This window comes from Bacillus sp. AR13-1, assembly GCF_008042285.1.
Classification (GTDB): domain Bacteria; phylum Bacillota; class Bacilli; order Bacillales; family Bacillaceae_G; genus Bacillus_A; species Bacillus_A mycoides.
The window spans coordinates 81,286-103,350 of record NZ_QNUA01000014.1; the positions used below are offsets into that span (position 1 = coordinate 81,286).

Below are 22,065 nucleotides of genomic sequence, written 5' to 3' on the forward strand. Positions count from 1 at the left end.
ACAAATCGGGGTCGCACCTCTTGTAGGTGCGTGGATTGAAATTTCAAAAAGGTAATCTATAGGATTTTTATAATCGTCGCACCTCTTGTAGGTGCGTGGATTGAAATATTAACATGATTTCAGTTGCGTTTATTGGGTTTAGTCGCACCTCTTGTAGGTGCGTGGATTGAAATAAGAAACACGCAATGAAACGTGCAGCTAAATTACAGTCGCACCTCTTGTAGGTGCGTGGATTGAAATTACACAGACAAGGAAGGCAACCCTACACGCCTTCGTCGCACCTCTTGTAGGTGCGTGGATTGAAATAATTAATGATCAACTTTACGAACTGCAAAATAAGTCGCACCTCTTGTAGGTGCGTGGATTGAAATTTCTTGTGCTTGTCCATCTGTGAAACCTTGTTGCGTCGCACCTCTTGTAGGTGCGTGGATTGAAATTCAGAAGAACAAGCTGAGATGTTTGAAGAGTTCATGTCGCACCTCTTGTAGGTGCGTGGATTGAAATTAGAGAGTCAGGCTCAAGATAACAAAAACTTCGGTCGCACCTCTTGCAGGTGCGTGGATTGAAATATCACAAGATTGAGGAAGAAGGGGTTTTTAAGGTAATACTTTAACTTCAAAACAGTCTTCAGCTTATTAGATACTCAACTGGAAGTATCTATCTGCAGTATCTAACACACATGTTAAAAATATAAATTGGAGGGAGATTGAATGACCTACATTGCTCATATCCGCGAGAGTGACAGTCAAGTACAAACAGTCGAAGAGCATTTATTAGGAGTAAAAGAACTAGCTGAAATCTATGGAGAAAAAATTGGTATAAAACATTTAGCTGGTTTAGCGGGCATGCTCCATGATTTAGGTAAATATACCAATGAGTTTAGAGAGTACATATTGGAAGCAGTAAATAACCCTAATTCTTCATCTAAAAGAGGGAGTGTTGATCATTCAACTGCAGGTGGAAAATTGTTATATCAATTATTCCATACAGAAAATATCATTCCTTATAAAGGAATACTATCTGAGATAGTAGGAAATGCTATTATTTCTCACCATGGATACCTTCAAGACTTTTTAAATCCAGATTTAGAATCGCCCTATTTAAATAGAGTGCGAGATAAAAAATTAAGTGGATTTGATGTAACACAGCAATTCTTTTTTAAACATGTTATGAGTGAGCAAGATTTTCATGAGTATGTTGACAAAGCCACTGAAGAACTAGAAAGTTTTTTACGTAAAGAATCCCCGGAAAATACTGAAAAACAATTAATGTTTTTAACTAAATTTATCTTTAGTACATTAATTGATGCTGATAGAACAAACACCCGATTATTTGAAGAAGAAAAAAGTGTAGAATCCGTAATAAAATCTGGTGAGTTATTCGAGATATACTACGAGAGGCTCATGTCAAAAATCAATTCTTTTAAAAAACAGCAGAATGCAAATACCCCTATTAATATTCTAAGAACAGAGATGTCAGAGCAGTGTGATCAGTTTGCTGAGAGGGCATCAGGTATATATACGTTATCTATTCCAACTGGTGGTGGTAAAACATTAGCTAGTTTAAGATATGCACTAAAACACGCCAAAATCCATAATAAAAAACGAATTATTTATGTTGTACCTTACACAACAATTATTGAGCAAAATGCGGAAGAGGTCCGAAGAATATTAGAAGATGAAGAAAATATTTTAGAACATCATTCAAATATAGTTGAAGAAGTGAATGATAATGATGAAAATGAAGACGGTATGATTAGCGTACAACAAAAATTAAAGCTAGCTAAAGATAATTGGGAATCGCCTATTATTTTTACAACCATGGTTCAGTTTCTAAATGTGTTTTACGCAACGGGAAATAGAAATACTAGAAGACTCCATAATTTAAGTGAGGCAATTATTATTTTTGATGAAGTACAAAAAGTTCCTATTTCATGTGTTTCATTATTTAATCAAGCCTTGAATTTTTTAAAAGTATATAGTCGTTCCAGTATAGTCCTCTGCACTGCCACTCAACCAGCTTTGGACTTTGTAGAACAGAAATTAGACGTAAATACAGATGCTGAAATGATTAATAATCTCGATAATGTAATTGAATCATTTAAAAGAGTAGAAATCATTGATAAAGCAACTATTGAAACCTTTAATAAAGATAAACTCACAACATTTATACATACAAAAATAGAGGAAGTACAAAGTATCCTAATTGTTTTGAATACAAAATCGGTTGTGAGAGATTTATATACACAATTACTGAGTCAACGATTAAATATTCCGATTTACCATTTAAGCACAACAATGTGTGCAGCCCATCGACATAAAATTTTAGAAGAGGTTAGGAAGTGCCTCAAAGATGGAAGAAAAATCATTTGCATTAGCACACAGTTAATCGAAGCTGGTGTGGATGTGAGTTTTGAGTGTGTTATTCGCTCCCTATCTGGGTTAGATTCTATAGCGCAAGCTGCGGGAAGGTGTAATCGTCATGGGGAAAAGGACATACAGAATGTCTATGTGATTGATTATGAAGAGGAAAACCTAAGTCGTTTAAAGGAGATTAAAATCGGAAAGAAAATTACGAAAAAGATTCTTGAAGACTTGAAGCGTAACAACAAATCGCATGGTGGGCATATTTTATCAAGAGAGGCAATGAAAAGGTATTTTAAAGAATATTATACAGAATTTGAATCTGATCTAAATTATTTTATTCCAAAACTAAAAAAGAACATGACTGAGCTATTATCTGCACCGAGAATAGAAAATAGCTATCGTCGAGCATATATACATAAACACACCAAAAAGGACATTCCGTTATTTATTTTAAATAGCTACCAGACAGCGGCCAAACATTTTAACGTCATTGATGATCTAACCACTTCAGTTATTGTCCCATATGAAGAAGGAAAGGATATTATCGCAGAATTAAATAGCAATAGTTCTATTGAGGATCTAAGTCGGTTATTACGAAAGGCACAGCAGTATACAGTTAACTTATTCAACTATGAAAAAGAACAATTGATAATAAACGATGGACTTGTATACTATCTTGATGGGAAAATCCTAGCCTTGAAGGAAGGTGCTTATAATGATGAATATGGTTTGAATTTGCTTAATGAGAGCGATGTTAAGACAGCTATATTTTAAACCCTATCTTGGTTTGAGATAGGGTTTTTAATTCACACATTTATACCACATCTAAAAAATTCTTAAATTTCATATAATATATAATCGTAAAATATTGATATCGTTACATAGGAGGGGTATCATTAATTTACTAGCAAAATATAGAAAATAAAAAAAGGAGGGAGAATCTTTGAGAAATTCTATTGAATTTGAAGTGTTTGGTGATTACGCTCTTTTCACAGATCCCTTGATGAAAATGGGAGGAGAAAAGTTAACTTATCAAGTACCAACTTATCAAGCTATTAAAGGGATTGTCGAATCGATCTACTGGAAGCCAACTCTTCTTATGATTGTAGATAAAATAAGAATTATGAATGCAATCAAAATGGAATCAAAAGGTATTCGTCCAATTGAGTATGGTGGCGGAAATACACTCGCAAATTACACATATTTAAAGAATGTAAGATACCAAGTTCAGGCTCATTTTATCTTTAATCCTCATCGACCAGATTTAGCTTTTGACCGTAATGAATTTAAGCATCATAACATCCTAAAACGTTCACTTAAAGTTGGGGGACGGAGAGACATTTTTTTAGGAACGAGAGAATGCCAAGGATATGTGGAGCCTTGTGTTTTTGGTGAAGGAAAAGGCTTTTATGATAATTATGGTGGAGATATTCATTTAGGCACAATGGTTCATGGGCTCAATTATCCTGATGAAACAGGTAGAAATGAACTAGAGGTTCGATTATGGAATCCGGTAATGAGAGATGGGATTATTCAATTTATCCGACCAGAGGAATGTACACAAGTTCGTAAAATATCTAAGATGGAGCCAAAGGTTTTTGACCGTTCAAACGTTGAATCAGTTGAGGAGCTTATCAAACAATTAGAAAAAGGTGGTGAATAAATGAGTTGGCTATTAAATTTGTACGAGACATATCAATCAAACTTAGATCGAGTCGGTAAAATTGAAAAAAAATATAATGGCCAAGAATATACATTACTACCTATTTCTCATACCACTCAAACAGCTCATATCGAAGTTTCAATTACAGAAGATGGTGAATTTCACACCGCGGAAATCATTGATAAAATTGATGCCAATACATTGATTCCATGTACTGAAGATTCCGCAAACAGAGCCGGTTCAAAAGTAGCTCCTTATCCATTACATGATAAGTTGAGTTATGTGGCAGGTGACTTTGTTAACTATGGGGGGAAAATCAAAAAAGAAGAACCTTTCTCAGCCTACATAAGACAATTAAAAAAATGGGCAGTATCTCCCTATGCTACAGATAAAGTAAAGAGCATCTATAATTATTTAAGCAAAAGACAATTAATAAAAGATTTAGTCGAACAAAAAGTTTTGCATGTTGATGCAAATGACCAATTAATTGAAGCATGGGATGAAAAGGCGGAGTCTTTCCTTGGTGAAAAACCGCCCATTTTTTCAACAGTTACAGGTAAGCAAGAAAGTGCTTTTATTAGGTTTAATGTGTATTCTCCGAATGAGATGCTAACAAAGGTCTGGAAAGATTCCCTAATGTACGATTCTTTTATCAAATTTTATAATGATTTTTTGGGTAAAGATGACTATTGCTATGTAACAGGAAAGATAATGCCAAGTACGGACAAACATGCCAATAAAATAAGGAATGCAGGGGACAAGGCAAAATTGATTTCTGCAAATGATACAAGTGGATTTACATTTAGAGGAAGATTTCAAAAGGCTAATGAAGTTGCTAACGTTAGTTATGATGTGTCCCAAAAAGCGCATAATGCATTGAAATGGCTTATTAACAAGCAAGGGAAAATCATTGATCAACGTGTATTTCTTGTCTGGGGCAATGATGCAGAAGATATTCCAGATATTGTAGAGGACAGTTACAGCATTTTTTCAATGGATTTAAGAGTAACGAAAAAGCGAGAAGTCAAATCTTATACACATGAACAATTTGCCAATGAAGTTGCTAAGGCGATTGATGGCTATAAAAATAATTTATCGTCCAGTGAGAATGTAAATATTCTCTTGCTTGATTCAGCGACAACAGGTAGATTAGCAGTTCTTTATTATCGTAATATGGATAAAAAACTTTATTTAAACAGGTTAAAGAACTGGCATTCTACTTGTGTATGGGAGCATAGCTATCGTAAAAGTACAGATAATGAATTTGTTAAATTTTATGGAGCACCATCAACGAGAGATATTGCCTTTGCTGCTTATGGGCCAAAAGCAAACGAGAAAGTAGTCAAGGGTTTGATGGAGCGTATGCTGCCTTGCATCATAGATGAGAGAAAAATTCCCTTCGACATTGTTAGAAGTGCCTTTCAGCGTGCATCAAACCCTCTATCAATGGATAAATGGGAATGGGAAAAAACACTAAGCATTACATGTGCATTAATTAATACAATGGAGGGATATCAATTGGTATTAGATAAGGAAAATATTGATCGTGATTATCTATTTGGTCGTCTTCTTGCAATTGCGGATGTTTTGGAAAGAAATTCTTTAAATACCGGTGATCAACGTGCTACAAATGCTAGAAGATATATGAATTCCTTTTCTCAACATCCAGAAAGAACATGGAAGACGATTCAGGGGGCTCTACAGCCATATCAAGCACGTTTGGGAGAGAAAGTTTGGTATTATAACAAATTAATTGATGAGGTTGGCTCAAAAATAAAAATCGAAGATTTCAATAATAAACCACTATCAGGAAAATATTTGTTAGGATTTTATAGTCAACGGCATGAGTTGTATCAAAAAAAAGAAAAGAATGTTTCACTAGATGATGCAGTAAATAATGGAGAGGAGAATTAATAATGACAACTTTAAACCATAAAATCGATTTTGCAGTTGTTCTATCTGTTACCAAGGCTAATCCAAATGGAGATCCTTTGAACGGGAATCGTCCAAGACAAAATTATGATGGCCACGGGGAAATCTCTGATGTAGCCATTAAAAGAAAGATTAGAAATCGTCTGCAAGACATGGAAGAATCTATTTTTGTTCAATCAAATGATAGGAAGGTAGACCAGTTTAATAGTTTAAGGGAAAGAGCAGAAACAAATGTAGATTTAGTCAAAGCGTTAAAGTCAAAAGAGAATCCTCATGAACAATTTGCTGCAATCGCATGTAAAGAGTGGATTGATGTAAGGAGCTTTGGACAAGTTTTTGCATTTAAAGGAGGAGCTGGAAAAGGTGTCTCTGTTGGAGTAAGAGGACCTGTTTCAATTCATACGGCAACTAGTGTTGATCCAATTGACATTACTAGTATGCAGATTACGAAAAGTGTAAATTCTGAGCCTGGGAAGGATAAAGGTTCAGATACGATGGGGATGAAGCATCGTGTTGATTTTGGAGTCTATGTTTTTTATGGAAGTATTAATACACAATTAGCAGAAAAGACAGGTTTTACTAACGAAGATGCGGAAAAGATTAAAAATGCATTGGTTACATTGTTTGAAAATGATGCGTCAGCAGCACGTCCTGAAGGAAGTATAGAAGTACATAAAGTTTGTTGGTGGGAGCATAATTCAAAACTTGGCCAGTACTCTTCCGCAAAAGTACACCGTTTACTGGATATTAAGCGGAACGTTGACGAGCCAAAAACAATTGATGACTATAACATTTTGGTACATGAATTAGATAGCTTAAAAGTTGAGACTATTGATGGACTGTAATGAAGAAAATAGTTATTTAATGTTATCCGGTATTCAACATTTTCAATTTTGTAAACGACAATGGGCTCTCATTCATATTGAACAACAATGGGAAGAAAACGTTAGAACGATTGAAGGAAAGTTTCTTCATCAGAAAGCTGATCAGCCATTTATTAAGGAAAAACGAGGAAACAAACTCACTGTGCGTGCGATGCCCATAAAATCAAATGAACTTAGAATTACAGGTGTTTGTGATGTGGTAGAGTTTATTAAAGATAATAGTGGGATTGAAATAAATGGTGTCAAGGGAAAATATATTGTTCACCCAATCGAATATAAAAGCGGGAAACCCAAAATAAACGATTCGGATGTTTTACAATTAACAGCACAAGCTATATGTCTAGAAGAAATGCTGCTTTGTGAAATAAAGACCGGCTTTATATTTTATAATGAAATAAAACACCGAATCAAAGTACCCCTAACAGCACATGAAAAGAATAAAGTTAGGTCAATTGTCAAAGAAATGTATGATTATTATAAACGCAAGTATACTCCTAAAGTAAAAACTGGATCGTTTTGTAAAAAATGTTCCCTTCAAAATTTATGCTTACCAGGATTAATGAATAAAAGATCTGTAAAAAGTTATATTGAAGGGAAGATTCATGAATGAAAAAACTTCTTAATACATTATTTATAACTCAACCAGATGTTTATTTATCGTTAGATGGTGATAATATCGTTCTTCTTAAGGAAAAGGAGAAGATAGGAAGGTTGCCACTTCATAACTTAGAATCAATTGTGTCTTTTGGCTATACTGGTACAAGTCCTGCACTTATGGGTTATTGTACAGAAAAAAATATTTCATTGGTATTTTTAACAATGTATGGACAATTTCTTGCTAGAGTTATTGGAAAAAGTAAGGGGAATGTCATTCTAAGAAAGAAACAATATCGTATATCAGAAGATGAAGTTATATCGGCTAAAATTGCGCGCAACTTCATTGTTGGAAAGATTTACAATAACAAATGGATAATTGAAAGAATGACTCGAGATTATCCATTACGAATAGATGTGGCTCAATTCAAAGTAATCTCTCAACACTTATCATCTATCATTCTTGAAGTAAGGGAATGTGAGAATTTAGAAAGATTAAGAGGATTGGAAGGGCAGGCTGCGACAAGTTATAATAAATTATTTGATCAAATGATCCTACAACAAAAAGAGGATTTTTATTTCAATAGACGTTCTCGAAGACCTCCATTAGATAATGTGAATGCAATGCTATCATTCGCTTATACATTATTAGCAAATGATATGACATCCGCATTAGAGGGTGTTGGATTGGATGCATATGTTGGTTTTTTACATCGAGATCGACCAGGAAGGGTATCTTTGGCTTTAGATATCATGGAAGAGCTGCGAGGGGTATGTGCAGATAAATTTGTCTTGTCATTAATTAATAAAAAAGTCATAAACAAAGGAGATTTTCTAAAAAAGGAAAATGGAGCTGTTATCATGACAGATGAAGCTAGAAAAAAATTTTTAGCGGCTTGGCAAAATAAAAAGCAAGAAAAAATAACACATCCATATCTTGGTGAAAAAATATCTTGGGGATTAGTACCACATGCACAAGCTTTGTTATTGGCTCGTTATTTACGTAATGACTTAGATGAGTATCCACCATTTTTATGGAAGTAGGTGTAACATTTGCTAGTATTAATTACGTATGATGTAAGCACTGTTGGCGGTGCAGGACAAAAAAGACTGCGGAAAGTTTCAAAAGTATGTCAAAATTATGGTCAACGAGTCCAAAACTCAGTGTTTGAATGTGTTGTTGATGCAGCTCAACTTGCTACTTTAAAAATGGAATTAATTAAAATTATTGACGAAGATAAGGATAGTCTCAGATTTTATCAGTTAGGTAATAACTATAAAAATAAGGTTGAACATATTGGTGTAAAAGAATCAATAGATTTAGAAGGTCCTTTAATTTTTTAGGTGCGAACGTATAGCACACATGAAATTCCTTGTACATTCGCACCTGAATTTTCATAATTTATGAGTAAAGTTTATGATTTTCTATGCAAGTTTCTTTATCTAATAAAAAAACTTGCATATTTTTGAACAGAATTAGCGTATTTGTGTAGGATTTTGAACACAAATCGGAGTCGCACCTCTTATAGGTGCGTGGATTGAAATTTATAACAATGCTTTAATCTTTGTTACTCAAAGTCGCACCTCTTATAGGTGCGTGGATTGAAATCCTGTTGGTCATGATTATATGATTATACGAAAATGTCGCACCTCTTATAGGTGCGTGGATTGAAATATGCAAGCAAGTTTATTACAAACTATTGGTATGTCGCACCTCTTATAGGTGCGTGGATTGAAATTCTAATTCTGTTGTGAAATCCGCAAAGGAATCATGTCGCACCTCTTATAGGTGCTGCGTGGATTGAAATTTTCCATGCGCTGTATTTGATACGAATAACGGCGTCGCACCTCTTATAGGTGCGTGGATTGAAATATTTTAGCTTTAGTACGAATTGTATTACAGTTAGGTCGCACCTCTTATAGGTGCGTGGGTTGAAATTACGTTACAAAGTCACCTATGAAAATGTAAAAATGTCGCACCTCTTATTAGTGCGGGGATTGAGATCTCCTGAGTTTACCTATCGGTACATACTGGACGAGTCGCACCTCTTTTAGGTGCGCGGGTTGAAATGTTTATGCTATTCCTACGCTCCACAATTCTCATTATCGCACCTCTTGTAGGTGTATGGATTGAAATTTTTGTCATCACATCGTATTTACTGTACATGCTGGTCGCACCTCTTGTAGGTGTGTGGATTGAAATCTGTCAATTTCTTAACGAGGACTCGGAGCGTAAAATCACATCTCTTGTAGGATTGTGATTAGATTAAACAAATTGAGTTAAGAATAACTTTTGCAAACTTTTAGAATAAAAATGCTTTTAGAATGCTAAACAAATTATATCCAAATCGTTATACGAGAGATATGCTTACTTCCTTACGACCAATGAGATAAGCAAACGCTTATTTACATCAAATTAGATATGTAAAATTTTAGAAGCAAATTTTCAGTTTATAAAAGGAGGTTAATAATGAACAATAATTTCATGATAAAAATTAAAAACTTAATATCAAGTAAATCCGAAGGAGAATTTTGGGATTTTAAACAAGAGTGGCATAGAGACAATGAGAGATTATTACATGATATTCTCTGTTTTGCAAATACAGTTCATGAAAAAGACTGCTATATAATAATTGGAGTATCAGATAATGGAGATATAATTGGGATAAATAATGAAAATAGAAGGGAACAGTCAAGTGTACTTGACTTACTTGCTAATACTGTTTTTGCAGGTGATAATACCCCAAGAATTCAAATAGATACAATAAACATAGAACATAAAGAGGTTGATATTCTTACAATATTTAATTCTAATAACGTTCCTTATTACTTAAAGAGCAAAAGTAGAAAATACAATAATATAAAAGAGGGATACATATACACAAGGGTTGGAGATAGAAACACCCCTATAAATCAAAATGCAACTATTCAACAAATAGAAATGTTATGGAAAAAAAGGCTGGGATTAACTTTTCCACCATTACTACAAATAGAAAGTAGATTAAAAAATAAAACAGAATGGGTAGATAGTAATCACTTTTCTTATAATATTTATAAACCTGAATTCAAGTTAGTGGAAAAGTATATTGATGATGAGTATGACACTAGGGGAAGCGAATTTTTTGTATACTCACAAACAAATTCAAAATTTAGTTATAAAACATTAGACATAATGTGTAATGAAACAGTTTTAGATAGCTTTGAATTAGTAGTATTAGACAGTGGAAGATATAAGACACCTATACCCGAATGGGGACATGTAGGATTCGATAAATGGCATGTAAAACATAAATATACATATAAATATTATTTGAAGGATAGTATAACTTATAAGTTACAGCAATTTTTCTTTAATGCTGAAAATCAAGAAGAAGTTTTCGCTAAAAGAAGATTAGATGAAGTAGTACTTTATTTCGAAAATCAAGAAGAACTGGAATCATTTGAGGACTACATAGAATCAAATCAAAGTATAGTAGAACATTATTTAGCCAAAGTTAAAAAGAATCGTTTTTTTGTGGATATGGGAAATGAATTGGAAGTACAAGTTGATAATTATAGATTATCAGTTGGATTGGCATTAAATAAGGCATTACAAGAATTTAGAATACATAAATAATCAAATTTATATGTCTAAATTAAAATACCATTGTAATAACTTACAAGCTGACATTTCTATATTAGTTGTTAACTTGAATAAGAAAATGGTATAGATCGTACCTTATATTTCGCTATTCTTAGAGAAGAATTAACTTTACATATACCATACTCCATAAATGCTATTGAAAGAGAAATAGATAATTGGCCAAATAAACAAAACATACACCGAAAACAACAAGACACAGGTCCTTATCGATATAAAGACCTTGATTATTCTTAATAAGTAGGACTCCTTTGGCGAAAATTTTCGAAAACATGTCAAAATTATGGTCAACGAGTCCAAAACTCAGTGTTTGAATGTGTTGTTGATGCAGCTCAACTTGCTACTTTAAAAATGGAATTAATTAAAATTATTGACGAAGATAAGGATAGTCTCAGATTTTATTAGTTAGGTAATAACTATAAAAATAAGGTTGAACATATTGGTGTAAAAGAATCAATAGATTTAGAAGGTCCATTAATTTTTTAGGTGCGAACGTATAGCACACATGAAATTCCTCGTACATTCGCACCTGAATTTTCATAATTTATGAGTAAAGTCTATGATTTTCTATGCAAGTTTCTTTATCTAATAAAAAAACTTGCATATTTTTAAACAGAATTAACGGATTTGTGTAGGATTTTGAACACAAATCGGAGTCGCACCTCTTATAGGTGCGTGGATTGAAATATGTTAGTGACGATGAGTTACACAACTCAAAAAGCGTCGCACCTCTTATAGGTGCGTGGATTGAAATAAGGAGCTGGGCCTACAATACTAATAATCTTTGTCGCACCTCTTATAGGTGCGTGGATTGAAATTTATATAAGTAGTCCAAATAATAACAGGTTTAAGGTCGCACCTCTTATAGGTGCGTGGATTGAAATTATCCCTCTAAAGAAATTCAATGTATCTATTACCGTCGCACCTCTTATAGGTGCGTGGATTGAAATTCAAAACATGGTTTTTCGTGACATGTTAAGGCAGGTCGCACCTCTTATAGGTGCGTGGATTGAAATATTGGAAGTGTTGAAGAAACAGAAAGAGAAATTGGTCGCACCTCTTATAGGTGCGTGGATTGAAATATCTGACCAACCAGGAGGTTTGCCATTTGAGAAAGTCGCACCTCTTATAGGTGCGTGGATTGAAATTGAAGTTGTGATTTTGGATGGTGACGGCAATACAGTCGCACCTCTTATAGGTGCGTGAATTAAGACTGATAAGATGCTTGATAGTAATTTAGTGTCTCTGTTGGAGTAAGAGGACCTGCTTCAATTCATACAGCAACTAGTGTTGATCCAATTGACATTACTAGTATGCAGAGTACGAAAAGTGTAAATTCTGAGCCTGAGAAGGAGAAGGATAAAGGTTCAGATACGATGGGGATGAAGCAGCGTGTTGATTTTGGAGTCTATGTTTTTTATGGAAGTATTAATACACAATTAGCAGAAAAGACAGGTTTTACTAACGAAGATGCGGAAAAGATTAAAAATGCACTAGTTACATTGTTTGAAAATAATGCGTCAGCAGCACGCCCTGAAGGAAGTATAGAAGTACATAAAGTTTGTTGGTGGGAGCATAATTCAAAACTTGGCCAGTACTCTTCCGCAAAAGTATACCGTTTACTGGATATTAAGCGGAACATTGACGAACCAAAAACAATTGATGACTATAACATTTTGGTAAATGAATTAGATAGCTTAAAAGTTGTGATTATTGATGGACTGTAATGAAGAAAACGTTAGAATGATTGAAGGAAAGCGTATTTATTAAAAAGCTAATCAACCATTTATTAAAGAAAAGTCGTACCTCTTGAAGGTACGTGGATTGAAATAAAAGATGTGTTATATTTTATGTAAGACTTGCAGGTCGCACCTCTCGTAGGTGCGTGGATTGAAATCAGGCTGTCGCTTAACGGTGTGGCCGGAGCGTTTTGTCGCACCTCTTGTAGGTGCGTGGATTGAAATCGTCAAGTGCTGGAATCTGAACAGCATGACATGGGTCGCACCTCTTATAGGTGCGTGGATTGAAATTGATTATAGCAAAAAAAGGGGACAGAATATAAGAAGCCGTACCTCTAGTAGGTGTGTGGAATGAAATATTGCTCATTCATCAAAAGTTTTCAAAATTACTTTTCGCACCTTTTATAGGTGCGAGGATTGAAATTTAAAGAATATCCGAAAAAAACCAATAATATTTGTCGCACCTTTCGTAGATGCGTGGATTGAAATTCTTTGCAGGTTTGGGAAAAAGGAGATGTATTAATGTCGCACCTTTCGAAGGTGTGTGGATTGAAATCAGGATATTTATGGGCACACAGCAGCTATTAAAGTTGCACCTCTAGTAGGTGCGCGGATTGGAATACAATGTACAACCAGTTTGTCGCACCTCTCATGGGTGCGTGGATTGAAATAACAAGCCAATGGTGAACAAAAAGAAGTCTGTCAGTCGCATCTCATGTAGGTGCGTGGATCGAAATACATAAATATTTCATCCATACCGGATTATCTTCAATTACATCCCTTATTGGTGCAAGGATTAAAATCTTAGTAGGTGAGAACGTATAGCACACATGAAATGTCTCGTACATTCGCACCTGAATTTTTATAATTTATGAGTAAAATTTATGATTTTCTATACAAATTTTTTTATCAAATAAAGAAATTGTATATTTTTGAACAGAATTAACGTATTTTTGTATGATTTTGAACAAAAATCGGTGTCGCATCTTTCATGGGTGCGTGGATTGAAATCACTTATCTTTTTAAATTCTCCTTATAATACTTGTCGCACCTCTTATAGTTGCGTGAATTGAAATCGCTAGTGCTAAACGTCTAAAGGAATTGTATGGGCGTCACACCTCTAGTAGGTGTTTGGATTGAAAGTGGTAAGACACTTGATAGTATTTTATTAAGCCTTAACGCATTACCCAAATACCTTTTGACTAACGTCCTTCACAATCTTGAGGAAGAAGGATTCTTTTGGTAATGCGTTAACTTTAATTAAAACTTCTTGAAATATATAACGATATTATATAATATATAGGTATATTGTTAGTTTAATTGATTCCGTTTATTCCCACACCTTATTGTGTTGTGGTTGAGTTGTAGAAGCAAGTTGCGTCTTGTTTCAATTGTGAAAGGGCTTCTTTGAGCCGATTAGTGTATATATAGCTTATTTTGCTATGCACATTTTTAATCGACTTGAAGAAGCCCTTTTTGTGTTGTTTTCAAGTTCGCAGGCGGGGTTATGAATTATAACAAATTACAAAATAGAGGAGATAGTAAAATGAAAAAAGATTGTAGACACTTACGATTAGTACCAACAGTAGAGGAACATAAAACACGAATGGAAAAAACTCAGAAGTCATATGCTTTATCTGCACTGTTAACCGAATCTAGATCGAGAATTAATCAATTACGAGGTTGTTTAGAGGCAGAAATCATATTACCTGATGGTAAAAAGCAATATTTTAAACCAAACTCTATTCATGAAAAAGAAGCTACTCAAGAAATTGCATTATTTATTGAGGGCATCCAGGAAACAAAAGAAGGCTATGTCATCTTATGGCGCTTTGTCGGGCAACAAAGTTTTTACCATGGTACAAAGATTGTAGCTGAACCGAAGTTTCGTAAATTCATGCGTAAGATGAAAGATTATTTTTTCGATTATGAAGAAGTGGTTTATGAAACTGAAAAATAAGAAGGATAGAGGGATATAGATATGAAAAAAGATAACATTTGGACAGTATTAGATGATCCAAAAGAGCAGGAAACAAAAGAGCAATCCAAAGAGCAGGATGACATATTTGCTGGTATGGATGAGCTATCGGAGATTACAGATGATGAACTACCATTTTAAGCAAGTCGAGGTAGTGTATAGAGGGTAAAAGGAAGAACTAAGTGATGTATATACTTGGATCTTCCTTTTTTTATTGCAAAATAGAACTTGGAGGGAAAGATTATGCGTATAGGAAATGATTTAGCGGCGGGATTTTATCCAACACCACTAACAGAAGGGAAACACTTAATACAACTATTACAAATGGAACCAGGGCGAGCTTATGCTTGCTTTGACCCATGTTGTGGGGAAGGCACTATTTTACGAAGTTTTGCAGACGAGGCGAAGCAAGTTGGCATACAACTTGATACATATGGTGTGGAATTAGATGCAAATCGGTATGACAAAGCAAAAGAGCAATTAGATGTAGCGGTACGCTCAAGCTTTGAGAACATGATGATTAGTCATGACTATTTTCCGCTTATTTTTTTAAACCCTCCTTATAATACGGAGCTTCGTACAGAAAAAGCAAAATCAGAGAAAATGGAATTCAACTTCCTAAAGCGTGCTCACCTATATTTACAAGATGGTGGGATTATGGTGTATGTCATTCCGTATGATCGTTTTGCTCGAGATGAAATTAGCTATTTCTTAGCTAAGAATTACGAGGAAATAGGATTAATGCGTTTTGGTGATGAAAATGAAGAATTTGAGCAATTTAAGCAATGTGTCTTTATTGGCCGTAAGCGTGAAGCTACGAAAAATGATACATATTTCAATGATCGATTTGCTAATTTTTGTGAAAATATGTCCGATCTTGCTTTCGTAAGAAAACATGTGAATACATTAGCGGAAATGGTGAATCGTAAAAGTTGGATTATACCTGAATTGCATCACCAGAAGAAACTCATTTTCACATCAAGAGTGGACTATAAAAGTGCTTATGAAGGTGTTGGGAAATCAGAAGGTATCGCAACATTTAAGAAGCGTTTAAATCGAGGGAATGGGTACTCACTGCAAGGAGAGAAAACAGCTGCTGAAAGAGCGAAAATGCCGATTGCTTCCGGACAATTAGGACTATTGCTGATAACAGGTGTGGCAGATGGTTTGCTTGGTGAAGGCGATACACTCCACGCTGTTCGTGGATCTGAAAATGTGTTTTTTGAAACTTCATTCGAGCAATTGGAAAAAACAACGAAAGAAGTTGTTTTACAAAAACGTCGCGCTAAATTTATCATCGCAACGCCAAAAGGTGAAGTCAAAGAACTTGTCTAGGAAAGGAAGAAGGCTATGTCTGTACTATTAGGAATAGGAGCATTATTCATCGTATGGGAGTTTAGCAATCGTATATTTCGTATTGCTATTGTACTAACATTTATTTGCTTGTGTGTATCTCAATTCAGTACTACACATTGGGCAATGCTAGAACAATTCTCACTGTTCCATAGTGCAGGTGATATGTTGCATGCAGCTGAGCAATCATTACCAGAGTGGAAACAGTTTATAGATTTTTAAACAATAAATTTAATGAGTAGGACATGAAACGTATCGATAAGATGCGTTTTTATTTTTGGGAGGGAAACTTATGATACAAGAAATGATTCAACAACATACATTTGACCAGGAACAAACACCAGCGATGTTGCAATTAGAGACAGCTACTGCTTCACATTCGGCTTTCTGTTTTGCTATGGCAGTAAATCCTCATCACCAAATGCAATTTGCAGTATTAGGGGGGAATGACAGTACATTAAAGTCATTCCGAGCAGCCATATCGATGGGTACTCGTCGCATGTATTTTGGAGAGGGACAAAAAGAAGATTTACATTACGCGTTAGGAAAAAAAGTGAATGTAATATCAACAGGACAATTTGAGTTTATTAATACACAAACAGCAAATAGAAAGAAGGCAGTCATTGCGTTTTCTAAAGAATTAGAGGAGAAATACATTGTTGCAATTGATGAAGCACCAGAAATGCAAGTAAGAGATTTCTTAATGGCTCCTCCTTATGGTCTGCCAATCTTAGAAGAATGGGCGAAGCCAATTTATGAGGAGATGCTAACAAGAAATCTATTACAATCATTAGATGTGTATTTTGATAAGAATGAATTTTCTTCTCTATCTATTGCGCAAGTATTGCTAAAAGAAGAGGATTGTAAAGAGTTTTTATCAGAAATGATTCGCTCTGGAAAATGTCAATTTCCGCAAGAGGGTACAGGTGAAAAAATCAATGAAATTAATGATTTAAATGAATACCTATTGGAATATTCGCCTGTCATGCTTGATAAGGTAACAAAATTGGATGAGCCATTACATCAACCGATGAAAGACCAAGCATTATCCCATTTTGATACGTATGAAAGACCATTATTCCCTGTACAAGCACATGTAGCAACAGGTGCTGCTAAAGCATTACAAGTGCAAAAAGGAATCATTATACAGGGTGAGATGAGCACGGGGAAAAGTGCGTTTATGACAGCCGCAGTAGATGGGTATTTTCATTTAAAAGGACAAAAAGGGTATCGTACATGCGTTTTCGTTCCACCAACCCTTACGGAAAAGTGGGCAAAAGAAGAAATAAGACACTTATTACCAGATGCAGAGATATACCTTATTAAACGTACAGAGGATCTTATTCGAATTCATCAATCTTGGATTCAGGCTGGAAGACCGAAACCACAAAAACCAACCTTCTTTGTCATTAGTTTTACAACAATGCGAGGGGATTCTATTAAACAGATGCCATTACTTTATAAGCAGATCGCACTTTCTAAGAAATCTGAGGAAGAGGTGCAAAGATATTATAAGAATGGATACTACTGTTCAGATTGTGGCGCTAAGTTACGCAAAAAGACTTCTTCTATGATGGTTCAAAAAGCTAACGGTGAACAACAAGAAGTTTGTCAGTATAAAGATTTTACAGTCAGTGACTTAGAGTCAAAGACGAATAAAAACAGTGAATGTGCCGATTGTCAGTCTCCTATTTGGAGTCCAAAAGTAAAAACGAAATATGCGAGTTTTAGAGATTGGACGAAATATGAAAATAAATTAGTGCAAGCAATAAAAGAGGGAAATAAACCGTTGCAAAAACAACTAGAATTAGAGAATCGTGTAAAACCATATGATGCGAAACACACAGGGCGAGCATATCGAAAGGTAGCTACTGTTGAGTATATTCGTAGGAAAATGAAACACTTCTTTGATGCTCTTATCGTTGATGAAGTCCACGAATTAAAAAGTGAGACAGCACAAGGAACGGCTTTAGGAAGTTTAGCGAAGGTTTGTAAGAAATTTGTAGCGGGTACAGGTACGTTATTTGGAGGTAAAGCGAGCGACGTATTCTATACATTATGGCGTTTATTCCCTCAAAAGATGGTGAAGAGTGGGTTTGAATATAGTTCTTTAATGGAATGGAATGAAACCTACGGAAACATTGAGAGAACGTACTACCATGATGGTGAGGTTGTATCTAATGTAGCTTCACGTGGCGCACAAGGAATGCTAGATAAGACGAAAGTTGTCCCTGGTATTTCACCATATGTGTTTACTCAATTCTTAATGGATACAGCAATTAATGTGCGTTTTAAAGATGTATGGCCAAATCCAGTTGAACTAATCAACGTCCCTACAATTCTTGTTGATATGTCTGAAGAGCAAAAACAAGCCTATGAGCATATGAAAGAGTCGTTTGAAAAAGCAATTGAAGCAGCGAAAGGTACACCAGATGCTGGGAAACTATGGCTTTCTTATATTCGTACAGGGAATGCATATCCAGATAATATGATCCACTATCCGAACTATTACCTAGATAATGCAGGAAAAGAACTGGTTTGGTCCAATGATCAATTTAAATTTGATGAGGATTGTATACAACCTAAAGAGGAGAAGTTGCGAGAGATATTGCGTACTGAAATTTCTGAGGGCCGTCCGACTATCATTTATGTATCAGATACAGGATCTACAGTAAAAGAACGAGACGTTCAGCCACGTTTACAGAAGGTTGCAGAGCAAGTACCTGGTGCGAAAGTAGCTATTCTCCGTACCAATACAGTTAATCCGCCAAAACGTAGTGCATGGTTAAAAGAGCAAGTAAATAGCGGTGTGAATGTTATCATCTGTTCACAAGAACTAGTTAAGGTAGGATTGGACTTGCTGGCGACGCCAACATTAATTTTCTATCAATTATCATTCAGCTTATTTACGTTAAACCAGGCTGCAAGAAGACATTGGCGCATTGGTCAAACAAAGCAATGTAGAACTTTCTATCTTGGCTACCGAGAAACGTTCCAAGAACAGATGGCGCAGTTAATTGCCCAAAAGAACAAAGCTGCAGAAGCAATGAACGGTGATGCAACAAGCGATGGTCTGAATGCAATGCTTGGTGATACAGGGGATATACAGACTTTATTAATTCAAAATATTAAGAGTGGCAATCAATTAAAAGGTTCAACAGAGGAATGGACAAAAGCGGCATCAGAAGAATCGAAACGAGTTCTTGCAAATATCGGTAATGTGATTACACCTGTGTTTGAATCGATTGAAATTCAATTTACGAACTGGGTGGAGAAATTACCAGGAACAATGGATGTTGCATTTATGAAAGATGCCAAATTTGTACAAAAGGCTGTTGAATTTATTCAACAAGGGAAAGTACCTGGTGTTCAAGTGAAGAAACGTGAACTTGAAATAGATGGGGAAGTAGAAGGTATCATTCGTACATTAACAACGCTGAATACAGATAAGCGTATGCTGGTCCAAAAACAAGATATTGCATTCTGGGATGAAGTGATTGTTGAAGTGGATACTGCTAAAAAGAAAGGGAAACGAAAAAGCAAAGTAATCGAAGGACAGTTTGAGTTCGATTTATTTGCATAACCGAGAGGAGAAAATCATGTTTACAACGATTTTTATCGCTTTATTTTGTTATATGTTTTTTGTAGTTCGCAAAGTCAGAAAGAACATGCTAATAGAAGAAGCAAAGAAAAAAGAAATAGAACAGGCACCGGTGGAACGTCCCGTTTATTGGTGCCCGCGAGAAAACAGACCAATTGGTAGAGAACAAGAGCGTGTTACTGCTCCTACGAAGGAAATCACCTTAGAAAAAGATGTAGCAAGTATATACGATTTAGTTGCTACATCGGTTCAAAAGAATCTGTGTGAAGAAGCGAGTAACAAATTTGAACAGGAAATTGAAGCTGTAGAAGAAGTGGAGTATGTTGAAGATTTTCACCATACTCCTGCTTCTGAAGCAGGATATGATATCCCATTCCTGAGTGATGAGGACATACCGTTTCCAAGCGATATGGATACACCAGAGGAATTCTTAGGATATGAAGATACATTTCCAGAACTAGAACAACTGCCGGTTTCAGCAGAAACAGAACTTATCCTTCCTGTTCAACAAGAAGTATCAGAAGTGCAGGATGGGAATATGGTAAAGTGGACCGCAAAAGTGATAGAACGAGAACAAGGACTGACACGTGTGATAAATATGTCTAATAGGAAGCGCTATTGGATACATACAGAGGGAGAGATATTACCAGAAAATAAACTATTGTATATAGAATTAGAGGTCGATTCAACTTATTCCTATACATTAGTTGGGTGGAGTGATAGACAACTAGGGAGTATATAAATCTATTTCCTAGTTGGTATTTTCTTAGTTATATAGCATTAAAAACACTAGGTTCTCACTCATTTGTACAAGGACAAAATATTTTTTTATTTTTGTACAAATGAGTGAGACGGAATGATTCACCATATAAGGATATTCGACTATAATGAGACATTGCACGTCATTGCAATATCAAAATATTTTAAGGTTGAAATAATCATTGATCTTAGAATAGGAGCTTCGAGAACTCCATGAAACATTACAATGCTTCATATACATGAGATTGTATTTAAGATTATTATATTAAAATTATTGGAGGCTGATGATATATGACTATAGATCATATGAGTAACAACGTAGTAAAAAAATTGGAACAGACGGTGCGCTACGAAAAGAAACAAGTTAAGGTATTGCGTGTAAGTAAAAGTAGTTCAAATATACATGCTTACATGATTTTCCCGGAATTCTCAGAGGCTAAAATTTCAAATACCGAACTGGATGAATATATAGAAAACCTATCAACAAGCGTGAAGTATGTCATTGATCGTAAGTTGAGTCAACAAGAAATTGAAAAACAAAATCACTCTTTCATTATGACGTGTGCAGTCGAGGAAGATGGTGTGTTAGATGATGAAACCATTCATTTTAATACGACGTATGTCAAGCCACCAACGATTGCGAATAAGGTATTTAAGCTAGTGTGTGGCTTAGGAAATCGTCTAAATAGCTTAAAAGAGCTACATATCACAGTATTAAATAATAATATTAATCGAATTGAAATTGAATTTTACAATGAAAATGAAACATATGTGGCAGTAGAGAAAGAAGAAATTGCGAATGCAATTATGGGGGCATATACAAAAGCGAACATTTATTATTCAGCAGACCTCTATTATGTTGCGGAAGGAAATGAAATCAAATTAAAGAGCATTAAACCGAAATTAGCGGGTGATATGTAATGAAACAAGAAAAAGGGATGATTGGTGTCTTATGTACACTCATCTTAACGGTCTTATTACTTATACCATTACAAGCAGCTCATGCATCTGTAAAAGTGGACTTTAATGAATTAAAAGGGAATGATGTTTCGTCATCCTTTAAAGAGGGATTAAACAATCGAACCAAAACACCAGAGAAGGATGATTCATTCGGTTCATCATTACTACAAAAAATTGAGGGTATGTATGCACCTGCCTTTAAAGTAGGGGTAAATATCTTTTCTATCTCTTTCGTATTAGGCGTTATTGTCATGGTTATGGCATTAATTACGAAGAATGGTCAATGGATGAAGTGGGCGACGGGGAGTATGATCTTTTCATTCGTTAGTATGATGGCGATGAGACTAAGTGTGTACTTCTTATTCAGTTCCGATGTAGTTTCGTTTATGAACATCTTTACGGATTTTTTAGACCTGTTTAAATCAACAGCACTTATTTTTACACCATTTATGTTAATTGCAGGTATTCGTTTACGAAAAATTCATGAGAGTACGAAACAACCTGAGTATTATCGTTGGTCCAATCGTGTCATAACGGGATCTTGTTTACTTTGTATGTTAGCCGTACTCGCTCCATGGCTATTTGCGAATATGTAA

The 22,065-nt window shown here is 35.0% G+C and carries 17 protein-coding genes, 2 pseudogenes and 2 CRISPR repeat arrays; all 19 genes and pseudogenes read left to right on the forward strand.

Annotated features, from left to right (window positions below; genetic code table 11):
- Positions 1 to 10 precede the first annotated feature (10 nt).
- Positions 11 to 569: direct repeats of the CRISPR family, unit length 32 nt; unit sequence GTCGCACCTCTTGTAGGTGCGTGGATTGAAAT.
- A gap of 141 nt (positions 570 to 710) precedes the next feature.
- A complete protein-coding gene (cas3, locus tag DN408_RS12830; RefSeq protein WP_147740156.1) occupies positions 711 to 3,140 on the forward strand; it encodes a CRISPR-associated helicase Cas3' in 2,430 nt (809 codons plus the stop codon).
- 169 nt (positions 3,141 to 3,309) lie between these two features.
- Positions 3,310 to 4,029 (forward strand): type I-C CRISPR-associated protein Cas5c, encoded by a 720-nt coding sequence (cas5c, locus tag DN408_RS12835; protein ID WP_002166866.1) that lies wholly within the window; start codon positions 3,310 to 3,312, stop codon positions 4,027 to 4,029.
- Positions 4,030 to 5,943, forward strand: a complete 1,914-nt coding sequence (gene cas8c, locus DN408_RS12840) for a type I-C CRISPR-associated protein Cas8c/Csd1 (protein ID WP_147740157.1) — start codon at positions 4,030 to 4,032, stop codon at positions 5,941 to 5,943.
- A 2-nt stretch (positions 5,944 to 5,945) separates the two neighbouring features.
- Positions 5,946 to 6,806, forward strand: a complete 861-nt coding sequence (gene cas7c / locus DN408_RS12845; protein WP_002166868.1) for a type I-C CRISPR-associated protein Cas7/Csd2 — start codon at positions 5,946 to 5,948, stop codon at positions 6,804 to 6,806.
- On the forward strand, positions 6,796 to 7,455 hold the full coding sequence (cas4, locus tag DN408_RS12850; protein WP_147740158.1) for a CRISPR-associated protein Cas4: 660 nt from the start codon (positions 6,796 to 6,798) through the stop codon (positions 7,453 to 7,455). The genes cas7c (DN408_RS12845) and cas4 overlap by 11 nt, the downstream gene beginning before the upstream one ends.
- The gene (gene cas1c, locus DN408_RS12855; RefSeq protein ID WP_147740159.1) at positions 7,452 to 8,483 is read left to right on the forward strand and encodes a type I-C CRISPR-associated endonuclease Cas1c; all 1,032 of its coding nucleotides are present in this window, start codon (positions 7,452 to 7,454) and stop codon (positions 8,481 to 8,483) included. Before cas4 ends, cas1c begins: the two co-directional genes overlap by 4 nt.
- 9 nt (positions 8,484 to 8,492) lie before the next feature.
- Positions 8,493 to 8,783, forward strand: coding sequence for a CRISPR-associated endonuclease Cas2 (gene cas2, locus DN408_RS12860; protein ID WP_147740160.1), 291 nt, complete (start codon positions 8,493 to 8,495; stop codon positions 8,781 to 8,783).
- 725 nt (positions 8,784 to 9,508) lie between these two features.
- Positions 9,509 to 9,700 (forward strand): hypothetical protein, encoded by a 192-nt coding sequence (locus DN408_RS12865; protein WP_147740161.1) that lies wholly within the window; start codon positions 9,509 to 9,511, stop codon positions 9,698 to 9,700.
- Positions 9,701 to 9,909: 209 nt separating this feature from the next.
- Positions 9,910 to 11,055, forward strand: a complete 1,146-nt coding sequence (locus DN408_RS12870) for an AlbA family DNA-binding domain-containing protein (RefSeq protein WP_147740162.1) — start codon at positions 9,910 to 9,912, stop codon at positions 11,053 to 11,055.
- A gap of 279 nt (positions 11,056 to 11,334) precedes the next feature.
- A pseudogene (gene cas2 / locus DN408_RS12875) lies at positions 11,335 to 11,565 on the forward strand (CRISPR-associated endonuclease Cas2); the annotation flags it as partial.
- 169 nt (positions 11,566 to 11,734) lie between these two features.
- Positions 11,735 to 12,293: direct repeats of the CRISPR family, unit length 32 nt; unit sequence GTCGCACCTCTTATAGGTGCGTGGATTGAAAT.
- 27 nt (positions 12,294 to 12,320) lie between these two features.
- Positions 12,321 to 12,806, forward strand: a pseudogene (cas7c, locus tag DN408_RS12880) (type I-C CRISPR-associated protein Cas7/Csd2); the annotation flags it as partial.
- A gap of 1,558 nt (positions 12,807 to 14,364) precedes the next feature.
- On the forward strand, positions 14,365 to 14,778 hold the full coding sequence (locus DN408_RS12890; RefSeq protein WP_147740163.1) for a DUF6018 family natural product bioysynthesis protein: 414 nt from the start codon (positions 14,365 to 14,367) through the stop codon (positions 14,776 to 14,778).
- Between the two features lie 21 nt (positions 14,779 to 14,799).
- Positions 14,800 to 14,937: a hypothetical protein gene (locus tag DN408_RS31390; RefSeq protein WP_179957896.1), complete on the forward strand. Its 138-nt coding sequence runs from the start codon at positions 14,800 to 14,802 to the stop codon at positions 14,935 to 14,937.
- Positions 14,938 to 15,039: 102 nt separating this feature from the next.
- Entirely contained in the window at positions 15,040 to 16,131 is a 1,092-nt protein-coding gene (locus DN408_RS12895; RefSeq protein ID WP_147740164.1) for a DUF6094 domain-containing protein, read from the forward strand.
- 15 nt (positions 16,132 to 16,146) lie between these two features.
- A complete protein-coding gene (locus DN408_RS12900) occupies positions 16,147 to 16,371 on the forward strand; it encodes a hypothetical protein (protein ID WP_147740165.1) in 225 nt (74 codons plus the stop codon).
- Positions 16,372 to 16,441: 70 nt separating this feature from the next.
- Positions 16,442 to 19,732 carry a DEAD/DEAH box helicase gene (locus tag DN408_RS12905; protein ID WP_147740166.1) on the forward strand — a complete coding sequence of 1,097 codons (3,291 nt, stop codon included), beginning with the start codon at positions 16,442 to 16,444 and terminating at the stop codon, positions 19,730 to 19,732.
- Between the two features lie 16 nt (positions 19,733 to 19,748).
- The gene (locus DN408_RS12910) at positions 19,749 to 20,492 is read left to right on the forward strand and encodes a hypothetical protein (RefSeq protein ID WP_002166877.1); all 744 of its coding nucleotides are present in this window, start codon (positions 19,749 to 19,751) and stop codon (positions 20,490 to 20,492) included.
- A 308-nt stretch (positions 20,493 to 20,800) separates the two neighbouring features.
- Complete coding sequence (locus DN408_RS12915) at positions 20,801 to 21,430, forward strand: hypothetical protein (RefSeq protein ID WP_002166878.1); 630 nt, start codon at positions 20,801 to 20,803, stop codon at positions 21,428 to 21,430.
- Positions 21,430 to 22,065 carry a hypothetical protein gene (locus DN408_RS12920; protein WP_002166879.1) on the forward strand — a complete coding sequence of 212 codons (636 nt, stop codon included), beginning with the start codon at positions 21,430 to 21,432 and terminating at the stop codon, positions 22,063 to 22,065. The genes DN408_RS12915 and DN408_RS12920 overlap by 1 nt, the downstream gene beginning before the upstream one ends.